A 21,372-nucleotide genomic window follows, 5' to 3' on the forward strand; every position below is an offset into this window, starting at 1 on the left:
TTTGGTTTTTTAAGATCATCAGAAGCATCTTACTTAGCTGGCCCAGATGATATTTATGTATCTCCAAGCCAAATTCGCCGTTTCAGCATGCGTACTGGCGATTCTATTTCAGGGCTTATTCGTCCACCTAAAGATGGCGAACGCTACTTTGCTTTATTAAAAGTAAATGAAGTTAACTTCGATAAACCTGAAAACTCTCGCACTAAAATTCTTTTTGAAAACCTTACCCCACTACATGCAAACGAACGTTTTCGTATGGAACGCGGTAACGGCAGTAAAGAAGACATTACCGCTCGTGTACTTGATTTAGCATCTCCAATTGGCCGTGGGCAACGTGGTTTGTTAGTAGCACCGCCTAAAGCGGGTAAAACAATGCTACTGCAAAACATTGCACAATCAATTACTCACAATCACCCAGATGTTACATTAATGGTTTTACTTATTGATGAGCGTCCGGAGGAAGTAACCGAGATGCAACGCCTCGTTAAAGGTGAAGTTATTGCATCAACGTTTGATGAGCCAGCTTCTCGCCACGTACAAGTTGCAGAAATGGTTATTGAAAAAGCAAAACGTTTAGTTGAGCACAAAAAAGATGTGGTTATCTTGCTTGATTCAATCACCCGTTTAGCGCGTGCTTACAACACCGTTATTCCTTCATCAGGTAAAGTACTTACCGGTGGTGTTGATGCTAACGCACTGCACAAGCCTAAGCGCTTCTTTGGTGCTGCACGTAATGTTGAAGAAGGCGGTAGCTTAACGATTATAGCTACAGCTCTTATCGACACTGGCTCTAAAATGGATGAAGTTATCTACGAAGAGTTTAAAGGTACCGGTAACATGGAACTACACTTAAATCGTAAGATTGCTGAAAAGCGTGTATTCCCTGCCATCGACTTTAACCGCTCTGGTACGCGTCGTGAAGAACTACTTACTAAGCCAGATGAGCTACAAAAGCTGTGGATTTTACGTAAGATTGTTCATGAAATGTCAGAGATTGATGCAATGGAATTCTTAATTGATAAGCTTTCTATGAGCAAAACGAACGATGAATTCTTCGATTCGATGAAACGCCAATAAGCGCGTTTTCGTTACATAAAAAAAGCGCCTAGGGCGCTTTTTTTATGTTTAAACGAAATACCAATCGGCTTAGATATTTAGCCTTTCTAGCATACTAAATAAAGCGTTAATGGCGTTATAAATTTATTATGTAGAGCAACTACGTGTCAAAATTCATGCCTTATTACCACTTTATTTATCTGTCGCTATAAATGCCTAATAACCTAACACGATTGGTATCATTAACTCTCGTTATATTTTTTAAGTACACGCTGTAATTCATCTACAAGCTTTTGAATGTGTTCTTTACTTTGGCTTTGTTTATTGAGTAAAGCCATATCGAGATTTTTAGCGGCTTTGGCAATATCGTCTAACGCAAACATTTGCGCAGCACCTAAAATACGATGGCTGTCTTTTTGTAGTGCCTCTAGGTCATTACTATTATGGTGCTGACTTATGGTTTCGCTTTCAAACGTGAAGCTTTGCTTAAAACTTGTTACTAAGTCGCTCATGTCTATCTTAGCTGTATAGGCTGCCTCTTGTTTTGCTTCACCTAAATGCTGGGAAAGGGTGTTATAAAACGCGTTTTTATCTAATGGCTTACCTAAATACCCTGTAAACCCTAGGGCAAGATAATCATCAACTTCATGGCTCATTGCATTGGCCGTTAAAGCAAAAATAGGCGCTTGAAAGCCGCACTGTTGCAACAACGAAAACGCAGCGCGCCCGTCCATAATAGGCATTTGTATATCAAGCAGCACGAGGTCTGGGTATATTTGTAGGCACTTCTCAACCGCTTGCTCGCCATTTTCTACCGCAATAACTTCAAGCCCCATAGAACGTAAATAACGACTTATGAGTCTGCGATTGTCGGGATGATCCTCAGCCAGTACTACGCGCCCGGTTAACTGCTTAACCTGTTCAGCGGCGCTTACATGTTCGTACTCATCTAGCTCTTTTTCGACCTCTACACAGGGTAAAAACAGCGAAAACTGACTTCCGCGCTTAAACTCACTTTGTACGCTAATATAGCCGCCCATCATAGAGGCTAGCTGTTGAGACAAACTAAGCCCTAATCCGGTGCCACCAAAGCGGCGGCTAATACTGTTATCGGCTTGGCTAAAGCATTCAAATATTTGTTTTAGCTGTGATGAATTCATGCCAATACCGGTGTCTTTAACTATAAAAACAAGCCCTTGCTCGGTTTTGTTTAAAGACACAACAACCTGCCCCGCCTGAGTAAACTTAACAGCATTAGCACATAAATTAATGAGTATTTGCTTCACCCGCATTAAATCAAGCTTGGTATAAAACGCATTGCCTACATGGTTATCAAAACGAATTTGTAAATGCTTCGCCTTAGCCTGCGTAATAAACATGGCATGCACATCGCTAACTAGCTGCACTATGTCAAAGCACGAAATATTAAGCTCTAATCTGTTTGCTTCTATTTTACTTAAATCAAGTACGTCATTAATTAAACTTTTTAAGTGATCGCTATGTCGTTGAATTATTTTTAATTCGTCTTGTAGGTTTTCAGGCTCGTACAAACCATTAATTAAATCATCTGTTTGGCCTAAAATAGCGGTGAGCGGGGTTCTAATTTCATGGCTAATATTTGCCAAAAACTGGCTTTTAACATCATTTGCTTCTCGTAGCTCTTGGGCAATAGCTTGTAGCTCTGCTGTACGCTGCGCGACTTGTTCTTTTAATAACTGCTTAGCACGCTTTTCGGCGCCCCGACGATAAAGCGCGGTGCCCGTTACAATTACTAAAAATAATAAAACAAAAATAAAAACCGTAAGCTGCGAACGTTGGCTCATTTTTAACTTTTGTACTTTTCGTTCTTGCTTCAGCTTTTGAATTTCTTGATTTAACTGAGTAGCTTTAAATTGATTTTGTAATACAGCTAAGGCGCTGGTAATTGTTTCGCTATTTATACCGCGCTGCTCTGCTACAAACTTTTCGTGCAGAGTTAATGCCTCAGCGTAGTTGCCTTTGCTTGCCTCTAGGAGCGAGCGTGTACCAAAAGCATCGCGCTTTATACGCACACTATTATATTGTGTGGCCAAATCGGTTGCTTTATCTAAGCTTTTTTGCGAATCAGCAAGCTCGCCTCTCACAAATTGTATTTTAGCCAGTGCATGTAAGGCGTTAAGCTCTAAACTGTGATTGGCAATTTTAAGGGCATTTTGCACCCCCAATTTAGCTTGCTCGTAGGCAACATCCACGTTATTAAGAATTAAATTGATGTTTGCTAAATTAGTATATTGGGTAGATAACTTATTATAATCATTGGTAGAAATATAATAGCGCAGTGCCATTTGGTAATAATGCAGCGCTAAATCAAATTGCGAACTTTCGTAGTAAGCAACCCCTAAATTATTGTTAACTTGCGCTATGCCGCTGGTATCAGCTAATTTTTGATAAACTTTAAGTACTTCTTTATAAAATAAAATGGCGCTTTCGTAACGCGATAACCTTATGTACACCCCTGCGATATTTAGCAAAATATCAGCTTGGTCTTGAGCACTGCCCTTTTTCTCATAAATCTCTTTTGCTTTTAAATAATATTCGAGCGTTAGCTCCATATTATTCATTTCAAAGTACGCTAAACCAATATTACTTAGCAGGTTTGCAAGCTCTACTTGCTTATTGTTTTTTTCAACAATCACCATGGCGCGGCTATATTCAACAATAGCTTGCTGAAAATATCCCTGAAAATAAAACACAACGCCTTGCATTTTAATGGCTCTAAAGTGCATATCTGGTAGGTAGTTTAAGGAAGTGTGCTGTTCTAATTTTTTAAAATACAGCAGGGCATTTTCAAAATCATCTGAGGAGAAGGCTAAATCGGCAAGTTCAGAATACACACTGACCTTTTGGGATTCTGTAATATTTTTTGCTTCAAGCAGTGCATTACCGAGCGTGAGTTTTACGTCCCACTGCTGCTCTTTTTTAAATTCATCAAATAAAGATACACTATTTTGAGCAAAGCTTGGCAGTATGAACACACAACATAAAACAAATAAAAGGCACTTCAATTTGCCTTGCATAATATTATTCCTTCAAACTTTAGCTTTAGTCAGTGTAATCTTTATTGAAGATACACAACAAAACGAGTGCAAACAATGCTTAACCCCCTGATTGATGAGATTTTTGAGCTACTTTTAACTCAGCGTGTTTGGAAAGTTCATACCTTAGCTGCAACGCTCGCTCAACAAGGGGTGTTACCACCTTTAGATGCAAACCCTGAGCAAAATTTATTTAAAAAGAATTTTTTAATTATGAATGCTTTATTTGAGCTGCAAACACAGCTATTACCCAAGCACTTAATTATATCGTCATTACATATTGAACTTACAGAGCCAAGTAGCAATGTAGCAACACAATCCCATTTAAAAGGTTACTATTTAAACTGGGAAAACTACGACACCAGTGCCAAAGACATAGAGGCATTATTAGATAGTTTTTGGCAGCAATTTAACCCACTAATAAAGCAACCAGTTGGGCAAATTGAGCCATTACTTAAGGCTTGGCAACTACCGCCAAACTTTAGCCTGGCTATGCTACAAAAGCGCTGGCGGCAATTGGCATTAAAACATCATCCCGATAAGCAAACTGGGAGTGCATGTAAATTTAGACAAATAAGAGCCGAGTATGAGCAGCTAAAGCTAGCTGCTCAAAACAGGTAATTAACGGGTAAGGCGACGGGCACGAATTTTACGTCCTTTAATATTGCCCTCGGTTAATTTACGTAGCGCAGGTTTTGATGCATTGCGCTCAACGGCTACAAAGGCAACGTTATCGAGTACATTTATTTTACCTACTTGGCGTCCTGCAACACCATCTTTGCCAGTAAGTGCACCTAAAATATCACCAGCGCGCACTTTTTGCTTTTTGCCCGAGTCGATCATTAGGGTAACCATTTCAGGCTTGTAAGGCGGCTTTTCTAATAAACTAAAAGCAGGCATTGGCTCTGGCAAAAAGTCTCGTTCGTAATGGTCGCCTATTTGCGCCACTTTAAACTGCTCAGCCTCACCGTAAATAGAGCATGCAATGCCTTTTTTACCCGCTCGGCCTGTGCGCCCTACACGGTGTACATGGGTTTGTGGGTCGTGTGCTAAGTGGTAATTTATTACCATATCCATGTCGTCAATATCTAAGCCACGCGCGGCAACATCGGTAGCAACTAATATTGAGGCGCTCTTATTAGCAAAATGAATTAACGTACGCTCGCGATCACGCTGCTCTAAATCACCGTGCAACGCCACTGCGCTAAAGCCTTCACTTGCTAAATCATCACAAACTTGTTGTGTTTCTACCTTGGTATTACAAAAAACAACACAGCTTTGTGGTGTAAATTTAAGCAGTAATAATTTAAGCGTTGAGTAACGCTGTTTGTTGTTATCCATTTTGTAAAAGTATTGCTTTATTGTGCTTTTTTCTTGCTCTTCTTCTACTTTTATCATCTCTGGATTTTTTAATACGCGCTTTGCAATAGCTTCAATTGCACGCGGAAAGGTTGCACTAAATAACAACGTTTGACGATTTTGCGGTATGCGCTCAATAATGGCATCAAGGGTATCTTGAAAACCCATATCGAGCATTTGATCTGCCTCATCAAGTACCAGCGTTTCAACATCGTCTAAACGTAGTGTGCCTTTACGAATATGATCGTCCACTCGCCCAGGAGTACCCACAATAATGTGCGCGCCATGCTCAAGCGAGCCTATTTGTGGGCCAATAGAAACCCCGCCACACAAGGTTAAAATTTTAATATTGTGAATACCGCGGGCAAGTTTGCGCATTTCTACCGCCACTTGCTCGGCCAGTTCGCGCGTTGGACAAAGTACAAGCGATTGAATACGAAAACGTTTTACATTTAATTTAGCTAACACACCTAAACTAAAAGCAGCTGTTTTACCTGAACCGGTTTTTGCTTGCGCAATTATATCTTTACCTGCCAAAACTGGCGGTAAGCTTTGCGCTTGTACAGGCGTCATTTGCGAGTAGCCAAGTGTTGATAAATTATCAACTAAACCAGCAGGTAAAGCCAAAGATGAAAATGCAGTAGAAGTCACAATTAATTCCAAAATAATAAAAACAACACAGGGCTTAGCCCCAAAATATGAGCTGTATAATAGCAGAATTCAGATAAGGCAACCATTAATACCCGATGACCATTATTTTACGATGCGTTAATCCTTGTTAATAAAAAAGTTGCAAATGATACTAGTTTTCATTAAGATCTCCAAAAATTTTAACACCCTAACACTGGATGTAATTGATGAAACTAAACTCACTGTACGTAGCACTTGTTGGTGCCATTAGCACAAGCGCCTTTGCCGCCCCTACTGACCTAGAGCGAATTGAAGTTAAAGGCAGCTATTTCAACGACTACAAAGTCGACAACGCCAACGGAGCAATGAGAACATCAGCGTCATTGTTAGAAACAGCGCAATCAGTCACTGTTATTAGCGATACAATAATTAGCGAGCAATTAGCAACCACTCTTGGCGAAGTGCTTACTAACGATGCAAGTTTAACTGCCGGCTCTCAACAACGTAACCGTGAAGTATTTAACTTACGTGGCTTTGAGCTTAGCTCTTCAACAGGCTACTTACGTGATGGGCACCAACATTGGTCTCACTACCAGCAACCGATTGAAATTCTACAACAAGTAGAAGTTATTAAAGGCCCATCAAGTATTTTATACGGACAATCAGGTCCAGGTGGCTTGATAAACATGGTGACAAAAAAGCCTACAGCAACCACATTATTTAACGCCAGTGCAGATGTAGACCAACATGGCTCTACCCGCTTCATGCTAGACGCGGCTGGTGCACTTACCGACGCTGAAGATTTACGTGCACGCGGTATTTTAGTAAAACAAGATGTTGATTACTGGCGCGAATACCAAAACGGCGAAAACCGTGAACGCGACCGCTTTTTAGGCGCTGTAATTGTTGATTACGATTTAAGCGATAACGCATTAGTACGCGTGCATTACGACCGCACAGACGATGAAGCAGGCCTTGATACAGGTGCATGGATAGATGACAACGCTAATGTGATTGGCGATGACAAAACCATTCGCGATATGTCTTGGGCATTTACCGACATAACGGTAGAAAACTTAGGCGTAGATTTTGAAGTGTACTTAAACGATCACTGGCAAGTTAAGCTTGGTTACAACGAGCAAACATTTGAGCGCCAGCGTTTTGAGTCATCTCCTAGTCGAAATTCTTACATCTCACAAACGAATACATACACTTCGAACCCATACGATCGTTTTGATGATTGGCAATTCACCACTGCATTTATTGATTTTATTGGTGAATTTGAAACGGCTGGCATACAACACCAATTTCTAATCGGTGCGAACTCGCTTGACTACTATTATGGTCAACTACGCACATCTGCTGATTCATTTAGTTTTACAGCAGGCCAAAATGAACCTGCCCGCCCAGATGTCAGCTATAAAACTGATCTCACTAAAAGCGAAACTGAATATGACTACTACGGTGTATACGCCCAAGATTTAATTACTTTTTCACCACAATGGCAAGTGTCTGTTGGCGGTCGCTTTGATAAGCAAACACGTGAAGGACAAAATAACGAGTCGTTTTTGCCTAAATTCGGCGTACTTTATCACCCGAATGCATCTGCAACTATTTATGCCAGTTATACAGAAGGTTTTGAGCCACAAAACGAAACCATTACTAACGAAGAAGATATCAACTTTGGTATGAAAATAGATGCTGTCACCTCTGAACAAAGAGAGCTTGGTATTAAATGGCAGCTATTTGATGAGCGTTTAATGCTTAGCGGTGCTATTTTCGATATAAGTAAAAATGGAACCTTAGTTACAGAACAACTTGAAACACCTATCGGCTCAATTACCACTGAAACAAACCAAGTTGGTGAACAGCGTCATAAAGGTTTTGAAATGGCAGCACAAGGTGCAGCAACTGACCGTTTATTTGTTATGGCATCTGCAATGTATTTAGATGCTAACTATGAAAGAGCGAACGAAAATCTACAAGGTAAACGACCTACCGATGCCCCTAAATGGTCTGCATCACTTTGGACACGCTATGAGTTAAACGACACCATTGCGTTTAATGCCGGTGCTTTTTATGAAGGTGAACGCTTTGCAGATAGCGATAATTCTATTACCAAAGATGCCTATACACGTATAGATGTTGGTGCAACTTATAAGTTTAACATGAGTAACACCGATATAAATCTTCGCCTTAACGTTGAAAATCTATTTGATACTGATTACTTAGGTGGCGGCGGTAATGGTAATGTAACTATTGGCGAAGGCACCAATGTACGCCTAGCAGCTCAATTTAGCTTTTAAGTTATAAAACTTATACTTATAAAGCCCGCACAATAATAATTGTGCGGGCTTTTTACTGCCTATTAAAAACACCACTGCATTCATCTCATCTATTTTTTAAAGCCTTTAAAAAGTGCTCTAATACACTTAATTATAAAAAGGCTTACTCTATATGAAAAAAATTATTACAGCGCTACTAATGACTAGCAGCCTCAGCGTTAGCGCAAACAATGCAGAATTCACCACAACGCAATTACAACAGGTTGATGAGGTGCGCACTGCTGCACTTAAAAGCCATTTAAGCTACGAGCTACTCGAGTCACTCACAACAGAAGTTGGCCCTCGCTTACCCGGCACTGAAAACGATAAAAAAGCAGTAGCATGGGCTAAAGCAAAATTTAACGAACTTGGTTTTGATAAAGTATGGCTTGAAGAAGCAACATTTCCAAAATGGCGCCGTTATAGCGAAAGCGGAAAAATACTCACCCCAAGTGAGCAACCTCTGCATTTAACTGCGCTGGGTAACAGTGTAAGCACACCTGATGATGGCATTAGTGCACCGGTTGTGTTGTTTGAAACATTGGATGAGCTAATTGCAGCACCAGCAAATAGCTTAGAAGGTAAAATTGCCTATATTAATTACCGCATGAACCGCGACATAGACGGCAACGGATACGGCCCCGCAGTAAAAGCACGTGCCACAGGCGCAATTGAAGCTGCAAAAAAAGGCGCGGTTGCTTACATGATGCGCTCAGTGAGCACAGCTCACCATCGCTTTGCTCACACTGGTGGTAGTTACTATAAAGAAGGGGTTAAAAAAATACCTAACGTAACTATTGCCAACCCGGATGCGGATCAAATAGCGCGCTTAGTGGCCTTAAACAAAAAGGTAACGGTTAATATAAATGTACAAACACAAAGCCTAGGAGAAGGCACAAGCTATAACGTTATAGGCCAATTTAATGGCACCGAAAACCCAGAACAATATGTGTTAATTGGCGGCCACCTAGACTCGTGGGATTTAGGCACTGGCGCATTAGATGATGGTGCAGGTGTTGCGCTAACAATGGCTGCGGCTAAACACATTAGCGATGTTAAACGCCCTAAGCGCAGTATTCGTGTTGTACTGTTTGCAGCAGAAGAGCTTGGACTTTGGGGTGCAAAAGCTTACTTTGCACAACACAAAAGTGACTTACACAATATAGTTGCAGCTGCTGAGTCGGACTTTGGCGCCGATGTAGTATATGGTTTTGAGTCAAATGTTAATGCGGCTTCTCTGCCAGTAGTGCGTGCCATAGCAAAAGAGCTGGCTGCGTTAAACATTGAGTACATTGGTAAAAACCAGGCTAACGGCGGGCCGGATTTAATCCCATTTAAAAAAGCGGTGTCGGCACCTATATTTGAGTTGGCCCAAGATGGCACTGATTACTTTGATTACCATCACACAGCTGATGACACTCTCGATAAAGTAACGCCTGCTAAACTGCGCCAAAATACCGCTGCCTATGCTGTATTTGCGTTAATGGCAGCAGATGCCAAAACAACAATTCAACCGAAAGCGCAGGCTAACTAATAACTGACATACTTACTTACAGTTTGTCGCTTTGATAAACGCACTCCTTGTTTTACCTTTATATAAATTAAATAAAACAAGGAGTGTGCGGGCATGTTGCTTTTCAATACGAGTCAGTCGTTTCCTCATTTTGCACAAACACAGTGCTGCCCTAACTGCCATAGCCGCGCCTATCATCTAATAAACCAAAGTCGTTTTTTACGCTTTACGGTTATTCCGGTTCTACCTTTAGCACTAAACTATAAATACGAATGCTATCAATGCGGCCATAATGCGCCTGTAAAGTTAAAGCAGTTACCGATGTTTGAAATTTTCACTCTACCTAAATACTTTATAGGGGTATTTTTAGCGTTATGGGTGGGGCTATTTTTTTACCAACAACACGCTGCAGCGCAAGCGCAAAAGCAAAGCTACTTAACTAACCCTAAAGCCTACGATACGTATTTAGTACACGCTGATAAATTTACTCATGAGCCATGGACACTCACCAACTTAAAAGTTGCGCAAGTTTTAAGTTTTGACGAGCAGTTTATTACGTTTCAAGTAAGTAACTACAGCTATAAGCGCAACAAAGGCATTACTACTGCAATGCGTACCAGCTTATTAGTACAAAGAGGTTACTTCTCAGATGACAAAATTACTTTGCCTCGTAGCGAAGTAAAAAGACTTTACAGCGACGGGGTGATTTACGATGTACTGCGCCCCTCAGCAAACAGTTTATATGGTGGTTTTGTAATGTTTCCGCCAAAACCAAAACCGCTATATAAAGGCTTAAAGCTCGACAAAAATAACCAACAGGGCATTACGTATTTTAAAAACGAACAGTATAGCGATGCGCTTGAGAGTTTTACTCTAGCCGCAAATGCCGGCTCGCAATGGGGGCAGCTCAATCTTGCGCAAATGTACCGAGATGGACAAGGCGTGACTCAAAATGTACAAACAGCAAAACATTGGTATGAGCAGGCAATAGCGCAAGGTAATAGCAAAGCTAAAATAGAATTAGAGGAAATGTGCGATAAAGCAAACTGCAAATAAAAAATGGCCAGTTTAACTGGCCATTTTCAATCTTCGTTCATACTTATAATTAGAAAGTCATATGCTCATCTAAAAAGTTAAGTACCTGCTTGTAGTAGCGCGTTCTGTGCTCTGCTTTATAAAAGCCATGCCCTTCATCTTCAAGTAACTCGTATATGTAAGGATGGTTTTCTTTTTTTAGCGCTGCAACTAAAGACTCAGCTTGCTCAATTGGTGCTCTTTCATCCTGCCCACCATGTACAATTAAAACTGGCGCTTTAAGCTTGTCTATGTTGTAGCTAGGTGAAAAACGCTTTAACAGTGCCTCATCAGTACCAAGCGCGCTTTTAAGATAGCGCTGTCCACTGTCACGTTCAGAGATATCGCCTTCTTCAAACATTAGCGGTAAATCGTACACCCCAACGACACCAATAGCACACTGAAACATATCAGGTTCTAAAATTGCACTTTGTAGTGCCGAATAGCCACCAAAACTTGCGCCCATTATACAAATATTATCTTCATTTACAGTGCCTTGCTCTATTAAGTATTTTACACCGTCAATAATGTCGTATTGTATTTCAGCACCCCATTTTTTATGTCCGGCATGTTCAAAGTTGCGGCCAAAGCCACCAGAACCTCTAAAGTTAACTTTGAGTACTGCAATGCCTCTACTGGCTAATAGCTGAGCTTCGCTCTCATAGCCCCACCAATCTCTCGGTCCATGAGGCCCACCGTGAGGCATAACAACTAAAGGTAAGTTTTTCTCATCAGTATTATTAGGGATGGTTAAATATCCGTATATTGTTAAGCCATCTCGCGCTTTATAATTTACAGGTTTGGTTATAGCCATTTCACTTGGCTTGATCCAGCTTTTAGTCGCAAACAAAAAGCGTAAGCTATTCTTTTTGGCATCGAACAAGTAGTAACTGCCAGGATTAGTATCGCTTGACGCAAAGATAATACTCTTCTCACCATCTTTAGTACTACTAACAAGCTGAACTTGCTGCCCTTGAAGCGATTGTATTAATGCCTTTAAGCGCTCACTTTTATGTGAATTATTTATAAAGGAATAGGCAGGATAGCCAAGCTCATTTTCAATTGCGAATAATTCTTTAGAAACTTCATCTACCCACACTTTTTTTGGAGAGACCTGTGGTTCTTTATGTAAAAGCTCAAACTTTTTGCTCTCTAAATTTAGTTTATAAAGCCCCTTTGCTTCGCCATTTTCTGACGCTGTAACATAAACAGAAGCCCCCGTACTATCAAACGCATGGAGGCTAATATCAGTGTATTTTAACTCTCCTAAATCAAGCTGTTGCCATTCACTACCTGACTTCTCACGGGTATAAATTTTTTGGTTAATGTAATCATCGTTTGAAACAGCAACACGCACATTACCATCATGATCTGTTAAAAAGCCTGCCATTCTTGATGGTGAGCGAGCGACTCTTTTTCGCTTTCCACTGTAAATATCAACTTCATAAACTATTGTATGCGGCTCATTTGAAGCGCTCCATGGGTAGGTCAGGATCAGCATTTTACGCCTATCATGAATAAGCGGGTCTAGTACATAAGAAGTACCTAGTATGGGTGTCGCTTTTTTTATACGGGTTCCTGTTTGCATTTCACCTTGGTAACCCACTAGGTATTTGCCTTGGCTACCATCAGCATTTACACCAAAAAGCTCACCATGAAATTCGGGATGATCTTTCCAGCCTTTAATGTACTCTTTAGCCAGTACAATTCTTTCATTGTTAACCCAATAATAATTACCAACCTGGGCATCATTAGGAAACCTAATTGCATGACTTACTTTAAATGTATCAGTGCTTAGCACCATTAATACATTTTTTCCTTCAGGGCGAGTTATTACAGCTAAGTATTTTCCATCAGGTGAAATTTTCACACCTGCAAACTCTATATCTTTACTAAAGCTTTCTATCGGTACCAAGTCGTTACTTGCTGTAGTATGAGAGCTAAAAATACTAGCCAGCAATAAAGACAGACAAGCCAAAAACTTATTCATTAAAGTTCCTTTTATTTATTTTTGATTGAGCTTTTATGTTACATACTTTTAACAAAAATATACACCATACTTCTTCCCTTTATGTAAACAGGCGTAAATTAATAGGGTTATAAATCTAATGCTTAGGGTTAGTAAGCTTACTCCAAACTAAATGCAGAATAACAATGCATAGCCCTGCTACTACTCCTAGTAATCCGTCAAATATAAGGGGGGCTAATGTTTCGCCGGTGCCATTTAATAACGACTTGCCTATGGCTATTACTTCTAATTGCCAATGATGTAGTAGCTCAATACCGTGGGATAAAATGCCGCCACCGACTAAAAACATGGCCACCGTGCCGGCAAAGGCTAAAAATTGCATAAGCCTTGGTGCTGCAGCTAATAACCCCTTACCAAGCATCTCTTTAAATTTATTAGCCGACACCTTTGATTGATTAAGCAAGTACAACCCCGCGTCATCAAGCTTTACAATACCGGCTACAAGGCCGTATACACCTATGGTCATTAATACGGCTATAACACATAATACAAGCGCCTGATTTACAAGTGTGGCACCTGCAACCGTTCCTAAGGTGATCACTATAATTTCGGCAGAGAGAATAAAGTCGGTGCGTATGGCTCCTTTTACTTTTTGCTTTTCATACTCAGCTGGGTCTAATTGTTGCGACTCATCAGCCTCTTTTTCGGGGTGAGGTAAAAACCGAGTAAATACTTTCTCAGCGCCTTCAAAACATAAAAATAAGCCACCGATTATTAGCAGCGGGGTTATTAACCAAGGCAGCCATACACTTATGAGCAATGCACCAGGCACCAAAATGGCTTTATTTAAAAATGAGCCCTTTGCCACAGCCCAAACTACAGGTAATTCGCGGTCGGCTGTAACCCCTGTAACTTGCTGAGCATTAAGTGCTAAGTCGTCACCAAGTACACCGGCTGTTTTTTTAGTGGCGACTTTACTCATTGTGGCAATGTCATCAAGTAAGGTGGTTATATCATCAAGTAATGTTAAAAGGTTAATGCCTGCCATGTTGCTTCCTAGCTAAAAAATAATGCTATCAACATAGCGTAATCCGTAATTTTCACCAACGGTTAATTTTGCTTTGTTATGCTGATTAAACGCACTGATTTTTATCAATGGCAAACTTACTTAGGGGATATTAATGAAAGCATTGGTGGTTATTTTTACAAGCATGCTGGTTTTATCAGCCTGTAGTAATGAGTCTAAAAGTACCCACTACTTATGCAACGAGCGCGTAGTAGAATTAGCCCACCAAGGAGCGGGGGCAACACTTACTTTAAATGAGCAAACATATACGCTTAATAAAGAGCCGAGCGCATCAGGGGTAAAGTATATTAATGAGCGAGTGCTATTTTGGTCTAAAGCCGATGAAGCCATGCTGATTGTTTCAGGTAATAAATACCATTGCCAACTTCAACAAGCCGACGCCTTATAATTTTGTCGTTCGCGATTTAAACTTTTTCTTTTTTCTCATCGTAATAAATAGCCTGTTTTTACGCTAAACAACTGCACATGCATTTGTTGTTTAGTTGGGTATAATACTTTCACTTTTTGCTTAGTAGCGGCCTACCATGAAATATAAAGATTTACGTGATTTTATCGATTTGCTTGAAAAAAAAGGCGAACTTAAACGAATTACTCAAGAAATCGACCCGTATCTTGAAATGACCGAAATAGCCGACCGTACATTACGTGCTAAAGGCCCCGCATTATTGTTCGAAAACCCAAAAGGTCACAGTATGCCTGTGCTTGCAAACTTATTTGGTACACCTAAACGCGTTGCTATGGGCATGGGCCAAGAAGATGTAAGCGAGCTGCGTGAAGTTGGCACGCTACTCGCTTTTTTAAAAGAGCCCGAGCCACCAAAAGGGATTAAAGAAGCACTAGGGCAAATTCCGGTATTTAAACAAGTACTCAATATGCCGGCTAAAGAAGTTAAAAAAGCACCGTGCCAACAAGTTGTTCTAGAAGGTGACGAGGTAGATTTAACTAAGTTACCAATACAGCATTGTTGGCCTGGAGATGCCGCTCCCCTTATTACTTGGGGTTTAACCGTTACCAAAGGGCCTTATAAAAAGCGCCAAAATTTGGGTATTTACCGCCAGCAGCTATTAGGTAAAAATAAAATAATTATGCGTTGGTTATCGCATCGCGGTGGCGCACTCGATTTTCAAGAATGGTGTAAAGAAAACCCTGGCGAGCCTTACCCGGTTTCGGTTGCATTAGGGGCTGATCCTGCCACTATTTTAGGTGCGGTGACACCTGTGCCAGACACGTTAAGCGAATATGCCTTTGCTGGGTTACTGCGTGGTAGTAAAACAGAAGTGGTTAAGTCAATTTCAAATGACTTACAGGTCCCTGCCAGTGCCGAAATAGTACTTGAAGGCTACATTATGCCTGGCGAAATGGCTCCCGAGGGGCCATATGGCGATCACACTGGTTATTACAATGAAGTTGATGACTTTCCTGTGATGACAGTGACCCATTTAACACACCGTAAAAACCCAATTTACCACAGTACATTTACCGGCCGTCCACCTGATGAGCCAGCTATTTTAGGTGTGGCATTAAACGAAGTGTTTGTGCCTATATTGCAAAAGCAATTTCCAGAAATCGTCGACTTTTATTTGCCACCCGAAGGCTGCTCTTACCGTATGGCCGTGGTAACCATGAAAAAACAATACCCAGGCCATGCTAAGCGCGTCATGATGGGCGTATGGTCGTTTTTACGTCAGTTTATGTACACTAAGTTTGTTATTGTTTGCGATGATGATGTAAATGCCCGTGACTGGAACGATGTTATTTGGGCCATCACTACCCGTATGGACCCTGCGCGCGACACCACATTAATTGAAAACACGCCAATAGATTACCTCGATTTTGCATCGCCGGTATCTGGGCTTGGCTCAAAAATGGGCATGGATGCAACAAATAAGTGGCCAGGTGAAACCGACCGCGAATGGGGCGAGCCAATTGTCATGGATAAAGCGACAAAAGATCGTGTTGACGAAATTTGGCAAAGCCTCGATATACTTTAAGCACGCTTAGTGAATATAAACAGGCTATAAAATAACCCCGCAGATATGTTAATATTGCTCCACTTAACTGCATATCTGCGTAAACGCTGCTAAAAGGTAAAAAATGCAAACATTAAAAGCTGAAGTTGTTGCCATCAGCCCACTTACAGAATTTGTTCATAAAGTAATTTTAAAGCCTCAACAACCTGTTACGTTTGAAGCTGGCCAATACATGCAACTTGTACTTGGCGAAAAAGACAAGCGCGCATTTTCGATTGCAAGTCGTCCATCGCAATGTGATGAAATAGAGCTTCATATTGGCGCATCTAAAGCCGATTCATACGCAATGCAATCGCTTGAGCATTTGCGTAATGCGCATCAAAATAATACACCGGTAGATATAGAAGCCGGCCTTGGTGTATCGCAACTACGCCTTCAATGCGAGCGCCCTATTATTTTATTGGCTGGCGGCACTGGTTTTTCTTATGCAAAATCAATGGCTGATCACTTAGCTGAAATTAACTGCGACCGCCCGGTATTATTTTACTGGGGTGTTAAAGAAGAGTCTGCATTGTATGCTCACAGCGAAATGCAAGCATGGGCAGAGAGTAACGAGCACTTTGAATTTATTCCTGTTGTAGAAAACCCATCTGCTAATTGGCAAGGCCACACCGGGTTTGTACACAAAGCAGTCATGCAAGATATTGTGTCGTTAGAACCTTACGACATTTATATGGCTGGTCGCTTTGACATGATTGGCATTGTCCGGGATGACTTTATTGCTCACGGCGCTGTTCGCGAAAACATGTACGCCGATGCATTCGCGTTTATAAAATAAATTTTTATTTATAATACAAAGGCGCCCCATGGCGCCTTTGTTATTTCTATCAAATTTAAGCTATTAATTGGTATAACCTATTACTTTAATCAGTATAAACAATTTCCTAAATTCCTATCTATAAACCATACTTTGTATAGAACATCAGCGGGAGAGACCCAAATGTTAAATACAAAAGTAAAAGATTTTATGCAACGTAAGTTGCCACACATTACCCCAAATACCGAAATGACCACCGCCATTAGTGAGCTGCAAAAGTTTAACTTATTAGGTGCACCAGTATTTGATGACAATAAATCGCTGGTTGGCTTTATATCTGAGCAAGAGCTGTTAAAACCATTAATGCGAAGCAGCTATTTTTGCGATGGCGTTGTAAAAGTTTCGCAGCTTATGCAAACCGAGGTTGTAACCGTTAATGCCGATACCAACATTATCGAGCTTGCAGAGCAAATGAAAACAGGAAAGCCAAAAAACTACCCCGTTGTTGAGGGTGATACCGTGATAGGGCTAATTGGCCGAAGCGATGTATTAAAAGCACTGTTTGATAATTACGTGAGCTGCCAAACAAAAGTAAGCTAACATAAAAATGCCGCTAATAAGCGGCATTTTTTGTATTAAGCGTATTTAACGTGCTGCAGCAAGCGCAGTTAATGCGTTTTTATCGCTGTCGCTTAAAAATGCAATCTCTAAGGCATTAGCTTGTGCCTTATGCATATCGGCTTGTGTTAAACCCGCCTTTGGCGCAGCCACTAAATATTCATGCTCAATTTCAATGCCCTCTACAGCCGGATCGTCGGTATTTATACACGCTAAAATACCGTGATCTAAAAACTGTTTAAGGGGGTGTTTAGCTAAATCGTTTACGGTACTGGTTTGAATATTACTGGTTAAGCACGACTCAATACCAATGCGGTTATCGCGCAGGTAGTCCATTAGTTTAGGGTCTTCAATTGCTTTTACCCCATGGCCTATACGGCTTGCACCTAATTCATTAATGGCTTGCCAAATACTCGCTGCGCCCAGCGCTTCACCGGCATGAATGGTAGCGGCTAGGTAAGCGTCTCTTACTTGCTTAAATTGTTCGACAAAAAGCTCTCCCGGAAAACCAATTTCATCTCCGGCTAAATCAATCGCCACTAAATCATTTTTAAAGGCAAGTAATGCGTCAAGCTCCTGCTGGCAAGTTTTAACACCGTAAGTACGCGACATAATACCAATTAAGTTTGCTTTAATATTTGCGCCTTGAGTAGCCGATTTAATACCATCAACCACGGCCTCAACCACCCCTTGCGGGTGTAAACCTTGGCTTTGTGCCATATAATACGGGCTAAAGCGAAGCTCTACATAATCAAGTCCCTGCGCTTGAGCATCTTCTATGTTTTCAACTGCAATGCGTCTACAGGCGTCGTAGTCGCCCAGTACCGTTACCCCCCAGTCGAGCTTTTGCAAAAATGCCATTAAATCAGGCTCAGGATCAATAACTTGCACGTGAGGGATAAGCGCCTCTACGTTATCAGCAGGTAGCGTAATATTAAACTGTCGACCAAGCTCTAGTATGGTTTGCGCACGTACATTGCCATCTAAATGACGATGAATATCTAGCAGAGGTAATTTTTTATTTATCATAATAGCGACTCGGTTAGGTTAAAATTGCGCGCATGATACGCAGGTACAGTTATTTTTCAAGTGTAGAGCAGTTAAAGTAAATATTAGCGGTCATATGTCTGCTTTTTACTCAAAAAGTGAACAAAATTAGGTTTTTATTCACTTATTTTGATGAGCTAAGTGATGCCAGAGTGTTTTAAATAAGGTATTTGCTTCAATGGGTTTAGTAATATAATTATCCATACCGCTGGCAACTGCTTTTTTAACATCGTCATCGTGGGCATTAGCAGATAAGCCAATAATAGGTAGGTCAAACAAACCAAGTTCATTACGAATAACTCGCGTGGCTTCAAGGCCATCCATTTTTGGCATTTGTATATCCATAAGCACAATGTCGTAGGTATGCTCTGTCAGCTTTTCAATCGCCTCAAAACCATCATTAGCAATATCAGCAACGCACCCTTTGGTTTTTAAAATAGCGCTCGCGACGTGCTGATTTAATGGGTTATCTTCAACAAGTAATAATTTATAATCTGCAAAAGAAAGCGTACTAACATCTATCTCATCATATTGTTGCTTTATTTGCTCAGCCTTTGGTAGCGGCGAATAAATTGGTAAGCTAAAGGTAAACGTAGAACCGTGCCCTTCGTGGCTTATTAAATCAATTTCTCCACCCATCAACTCTACAAGCTTTTTGCATATACTTAAACCCAAGCCCGTGCCGCCATATTGACGCGAGGTAGAGCTATCTGCTTGTGCAAACGGTTTAAAGAGCTGTTTTTGTGCCTCTTTACTAATACCAATACCGGTATCGTTAACGCTAAAGTAAGTCATTTTTTTAGATTGCCACACTTTAAGCGTGATGCTGCCTTTGGCTGTAAACTTAATGGCATTATTGATTAGGTTTAGCAAAACTTGTTTTAAGCGTATTGGGTCGGTGTTAATAACCAAGTTACTTGATTTATCGTAATCAAGCATAAATTCTAGCGACTTTGCTTCTATATCAAACTGCAGTAAATTGGCCACTTCTTCACTGAGTGTGCCTACATCAATTGGCTCTTGAATTAAATCAAGTTTGCCTGCTTCCATTTTAGAAAAATCGAGCACATCATTTAATACTCTTAGCAATACGCCCAGTGCCCCATCCGCTTGTTCAATATAACTGCGAGCTTGCTGCCAATCGTTTTGCTGTAGGGCTAAATAATGCAGCCCTTTAATACCATTAATAGGCGTGCGAACTTCGTGGCTCATATTTGCTAAAAACTGGCTTTTTATTTCATTGGCTTCATCGGCCTTTTGCTTTTCTAAGCGTAAAATTTTAGTTTGTTTTGCTACCTGCTCACGTATACGAATATTGGTACCCGTTACCGATATTAAAAAGGTAATAAGCAGCCAAACAAATAACATGCCGGCTATTTGCGCAAGCCAGTAAACTAACCACGACTCTCGCTGCATTGGCTGATGCAGCTCCACCTGCCACACCCGCTTACCTACCAATAACTTATAGTCTTTTAACGGCAATAGCTGTTGATGATCGGCAATAAAAATAGGCTGTGCATTATTCTCTGTCGTGGTGTCTGTAAAGCTCACTGCAACGCCGTTGTTTTGATCAAATAACACCGCGTTAGATAGTCTTTCTAAACTAACAACGGCTACCACAAAACCTTTAAAATCGTCTTCGGTAATATTGTTGCCAAACACCGGATGAAAAAACAACACGCCGCGCTCAGCTTCGTTTTGCACTAAATTTATTGGCTCACTGATCACCAACTCATTTAACACTTTTGCTTTTATTAATGCAGATCGCCTTACCTCATTTGAGGCAAGATCAAAGCCAATTACGTCTTCATTTCCCGACAAAGGATGTGCGTATTGTACGGGGTAGTAAAAATCTCGTGGGGGTACGGCCTGCCAACTGCCATCTTTTGCTCTTTCTTTTAAGCTATATTTAGCCAGCTCTGTGTTGTTATTAGCCTCTATATACTGAGCTAGGTTTTCACTTGGTAAGTAGGGCACCCACTCAAATGCTAAAATTTCTTCGCTGTAACTAAGCTGCTTAGAAGTAAATTGCTTAAATTCAGTAAAGCTCACATCGTCACTACTAGAAAAAAAGGTCGCCAGTAAGGCGAGGTGTGCGGTTATTTCGTTAATTTTATTGTTGATAGCATCTTGAGTGGCTAATATTTTCAGCTCTTCTTTTTGAATGTTTTTTTCTTTTTTTACACTGGCCGCGCCATAAAAGCTAATACTTATAACCATATAAATTAACAGTGAGGGCAGTATAACTTGTAGGCGATAATTTACCTGTGAATAATTAAATGCCGCCAGCATAAGCGGAGTAAAAACAAGCACCCCAATACTGTCGCCTATCCACCACGCTATAAACGTATCCCAACCGGCTTGAGACACAATAACGCCATTAAAAATTAATAAGCTGGTGCCTACACCTGCAGCTATAACACAGCACAATGGGCCGGCAACAACGAGGCTTTGAATACAGTGTTTTAAAGAAGATAAGTCGAGTGGTGCTTTAATCACTTTCGTGACCAATTGGCTACCTACCCATGCTTGTAAAGTAGCAGCAAAGGTAACAGCCGCAGCATGCATAAATACACTTAACTGAAATATCGCTGAGGCGCTTTCTAAATGAATGAGGTTAGTAAAAAAAGCCCCTAAAACAATACCTAGTAAGCTCTTTCTGCCCCAAATTAAAAAGCCAGCAAGCGCAATCCCCGAAGGCGGCCACACAGCCACTGCGTAGCCATCTATCGCTAATAGTAAATTACTGAAATATCCGGTAAAAAAGTAAGCGCACGCTAAACTTACAGTGACAATGAAAAAGTGTTTCAACCCAATGCTCCCGAATATCAAAG

General features: G+C 40.8%; 15 protein-coding genes. 9 read left to right on the forward strand and 6 right to left on the reverse strand.

The window, feature by feature from the left end:
- A partial coding sequence (gene rho / locus B2R65_RS18050; RefSeq protein ID WP_286744975.1) for a transcription termination factor Rho occupies nt 1–1,077 on the forward strand: 1,077 nt, incomplete at its 5' end.
- A 221-nt stretch (nt 1,078–1,298) separates the two neighbouring features.
- Here the strand turns inward: rho and B2R65_RS18055 are convergent.
- On the reverse strand, nt 1,299–4,112 hold the full coding sequence (locus tag B2R65_RS18055) for a tetratricopeptide repeat-containing hybrid sensor histidine kinase/response regulator (RefSeq protein WP_273587995.1): 2,814 nt from the start codon (nt 4,110–4,112) through the stop codon (nt 1,299–1,301).
- 75 nt (nt 4,113–4,187) lie between these two features.
- On the opposite strand from B2R65_RS18055, the gene B2R65_RS18060 reads away from it, so the two are divergent.
- Entirely contained in the window at nt 4,188–4,751 is a 564-nt protein-coding gene (locus B2R65_RS18060; RefSeq protein ID WP_273589732.1) for a DNA-J related domain-containing protein, read from the forward strand.
- On the opposite strand, the gene dbpA is transcribed toward B2R65_RS18060, so the two are convergent.
- Nucleotides 4,752–6,140 carry an ATP-dependent RNA helicase DbpA gene (gene dbpA, locus B2R65_RS18065; RefSeq protein WP_055019977.1) on the reverse strand — a complete coding sequence of 463 codons (1,389 nt, stop codon included), beginning with the start codon at nt 6,138–6,140 and terminating at the stop codon, nt 4,752–4,754.
- 206 nt (nt 6,141–6,346) lie between these two features.
- Here dbpA and B2R65_RS18070 point away from each other — a divergent pair, with 206 nt between their 5' ends.
- The 3 genes from B2R65_RS18070 to B2R65_RS18080 all read left to right on the forward strand — a co-directional run bounded on the left by B2R65_RS18070 (nt 6,347) and on the right by B2R65_RS18080 (nt 11,012).
- Nucleotides 6,347–8,425: a TonB-dependent siderophore receptor gene (locus tag B2R65_RS18070; protein ID WP_054983728.1), complete on the forward strand. Its 2,079-nt coding sequence runs from the start codon at nt 6,347–6,349 to the stop codon at nt 8,423–8,425.
- A gap of 151 nt (nt 8,426–8,576) precedes the next feature.
- Nucleotides 8,577–9,977 carry a M20/M25/M40 family metallo-hydrolase gene (locus B2R65_RS18075; protein WP_286744982.1) on the forward strand — a complete coding sequence of 467 codons (1,401 nt, stop codon included), beginning with the start codon at nt 8,577–8,579 and terminating at the stop codon, nt 9,975–9,977.
- 93 nt (nt 9,978–10,070) lie between these two features.
- Nucleotides 10,071–11,012 carry a tetratricopeptide repeat protein gene (locus B2R65_RS18080; protein ID WP_273587989.1) on the forward strand — a complete coding sequence of 314 codons (942 nt, stop codon included), beginning with the start codon at nt 10,071–10,073 and terminating at the stop codon, nt 11,010–11,012.
- 49 nt (nt 11,013–11,061) lie between these two features.
- Here the strand turns inward: B2R65_RS18080 and B2R65_RS18085 are convergent, their stop codons facing one another.
- Both B2R65_RS18085 and B2R65_RS18090 read right to left on the reverse strand, forming a co-directional pair.
- Nucleotides 11,062–13,020: a S9 family peptidase gene (locus B2R65_RS18085; protein WP_286744987.1), complete on the reverse strand. Its 1,959-nt coding sequence runs from the start codon at nt 13,018–13,020 to the stop codon at nt 11,062–11,064.
- A gap of 115 nt (nt 13,021–13,135) precedes the next feature.
- Complete coding sequence (locus B2R65_RS18090) at nt 13,136–14,047, reverse strand: DUF808 domain-containing protein (protein WP_273604174.1); 912 nt, start codon at nt 14,045–14,047, stop codon at nt 13,136–13,138.
- 133 nt (nt 14,048–14,180) lie between these two features.
- Between B2R65_RS18090 and B2R65_RS18095 the strand changes: the two genes are divergently transcribed.
- From B2R65_RS18095 to B2R65_RS18110, 4 genes are all read left to right on the forward strand, one after another.
- Nucleotides 14,181–14,474 carry an MliC family protein gene (locus tag B2R65_RS18095; RefSeq protein WP_024032060.1) on the forward strand — a complete coding sequence of 98 codons (294 nt, stop codon included), beginning with the start codon at nt 14,181–14,183 and terminating at the stop codon, nt 14,472–14,474.
- A gap of 136 nt (nt 14,475–14,610) precedes the next feature.
- Entirely contained in the window at nt 14,611–16,077 is a 1,467-nt protein-coding gene (ubiD, locus tag B2R65_RS18100) for a 4-hydroxy-3-polyprenylbenzoate decarboxylase (protein ID WP_286744992.1), read from the forward strand.
- A gap of 103 nt (nt 16,078–16,180) precedes the next feature.
- Nucleotides 16,181–16,894 (forward strand): NAD(P)H-flavin reductase, encoded by a 714-nt coding sequence (fre, locus tag B2R65_RS18105; RefSeq protein WP_273607460.1) that lies wholly within the window; start codon nt 16,181–16,183, stop codon nt 16,892–16,894.
- Nucleotides 16,895–17,056: 162 nt separating this feature from the next.
- Nucleotides 17,057–17,473: a CBS domain-containing protein gene (locus tag B2R65_RS18110; protein ID WP_004588969.1), complete on the forward strand. Its 417-nt coding sequence runs from the start codon at nt 17,057–17,059 to the stop codon at nt 17,471–17,473.
- A 45-nt stretch (nt 17,474–17,518) separates the two neighbouring features.
- Here the strand turns inward: B2R65_RS18110 and add are convergent, their stop codons facing one another.
- Together add and B2R65_RS18120 are read right to left on the reverse strand one after the other, a co-directional pair.
- Nucleotides 17,519–18,520, reverse strand: coding sequence for an adenosine deaminase (add, locus tag B2R65_RS18115; protein ID WP_055019972.1), 1,002 nt, complete (start codon nt 18,518–18,520; stop codon nt 17,519–17,521).
- Nucleotides 18,521–18,658: 138 nt separating this feature from the next.
- Complete coding sequence (locus tag B2R65_RS18120; protein ID WP_273587984.1) at nt 18,659–21,349, reverse strand: CHASE domain-containing protein; 2,691 nt, start codon at nt 21,347–21,349, stop codon at nt 18,659–18,661.
- Between the last annotated feature and the right edge of the window lie 23 nt (nt 21,350–21,372).

The organism is Pseudoalteromonas sp. UBA2102, from assembly GCF_002331165.1.
Classification (GTDB): Bacteria; Pseudomonadota; Gammaproteobacteria; order Enterobacterales; family Alteromonadaceae; genus Pseudoalteromonas; species Pseudoalteromonas atlantica.

What these genes read in the sequence shown, in the direction of transcription:
- B2R65_RS18055 (WP_273587995.1), bottom strand. Translation starts at nt 4,112, where the DNA reads ATGCAAGGCAAATTGAAGTGCCTTTTATTTGTTTTATGTTGTGTGTTC.
- B2R65_RS18060 (WP_273589732.1), top strand. Translation starts at nt 4,188, where the DNA reads ATGCTTAACCCCCTGATTGATGAGATTTTTGAGCTACTTTTAACTCAG.
- B2R65_RS18070 (WP_054983728.1), top strand. Translation starts at nt 6,347, where the DNA reads ATGAAACTAAACTCACTGTACGTAGCACTTGTTGGTGCCATTAGCACA.
- B2R65_RS18075 (WP_286744982.1), top strand. Translation starts at nt 8,577, where the DNA reads ATGAAAAAAATTATTACAGCGCTACTAATGACTAGCAGCCTCAGCGTT.
- B2R65_RS18080 (WP_273587989.1), top strand. Translation starts at nt 10,071, where the DNA reads ATGTTGCTTTTCAATACGAGTCAGTCGTTTCCTCATTTTGCACAAACA.
- B2R65_RS18085 (WP_286744987.1), bottom strand. Translation starts at nt 13,020, where the DNA reads ATGAATAAGTTTTTGGCTTGTCTGTCTTTATTGCTGGCTAGTATTTTT.
- B2R65_RS18090 (WP_273604174.1), bottom strand. Translation starts at nt 14,047, where the DNA reads ATGGCAGGCATTAACCTTTTAACATTACTTGATGATATAACCACCTTA.
- B2R65_RS18095 (WP_024032060.1), top strand. Translation starts at nt 14,181, where the DNA reads ATGAAAGCATTGGTGGTTATTTTTACAAGCATGCTGGTTTTATCAGCC.
- ubiD (WP_286744992.1), top strand. Translation starts at nt 14,611, where the DNA reads ATGAAATATAAAGATTTACGTGATTTTATCGATTTGCTTGAAAAAAAA.
- fre (WP_273607460.1), top strand. Translation starts at nt 16,181, where the DNA reads ATGCAAACATTAAAAGCTGAAGTTGTTGCCATCAGCCCACTTACAGAA.
- B2R65_RS18110 (WP_004588969.1), top strand. Translation starts at nt 17,057, where the DNA reads ATGTTAAATACAAAAGTAAAAGATTTTATGCAACGTAAGTTGCCACAC.
- add (WP_055019972.1), bottom strand. Translation starts at nt 18,520, where the DNA reads ATGATAAATAAAAAATTACCTCTGCTAGATATTCATCGTCATTTAGAT.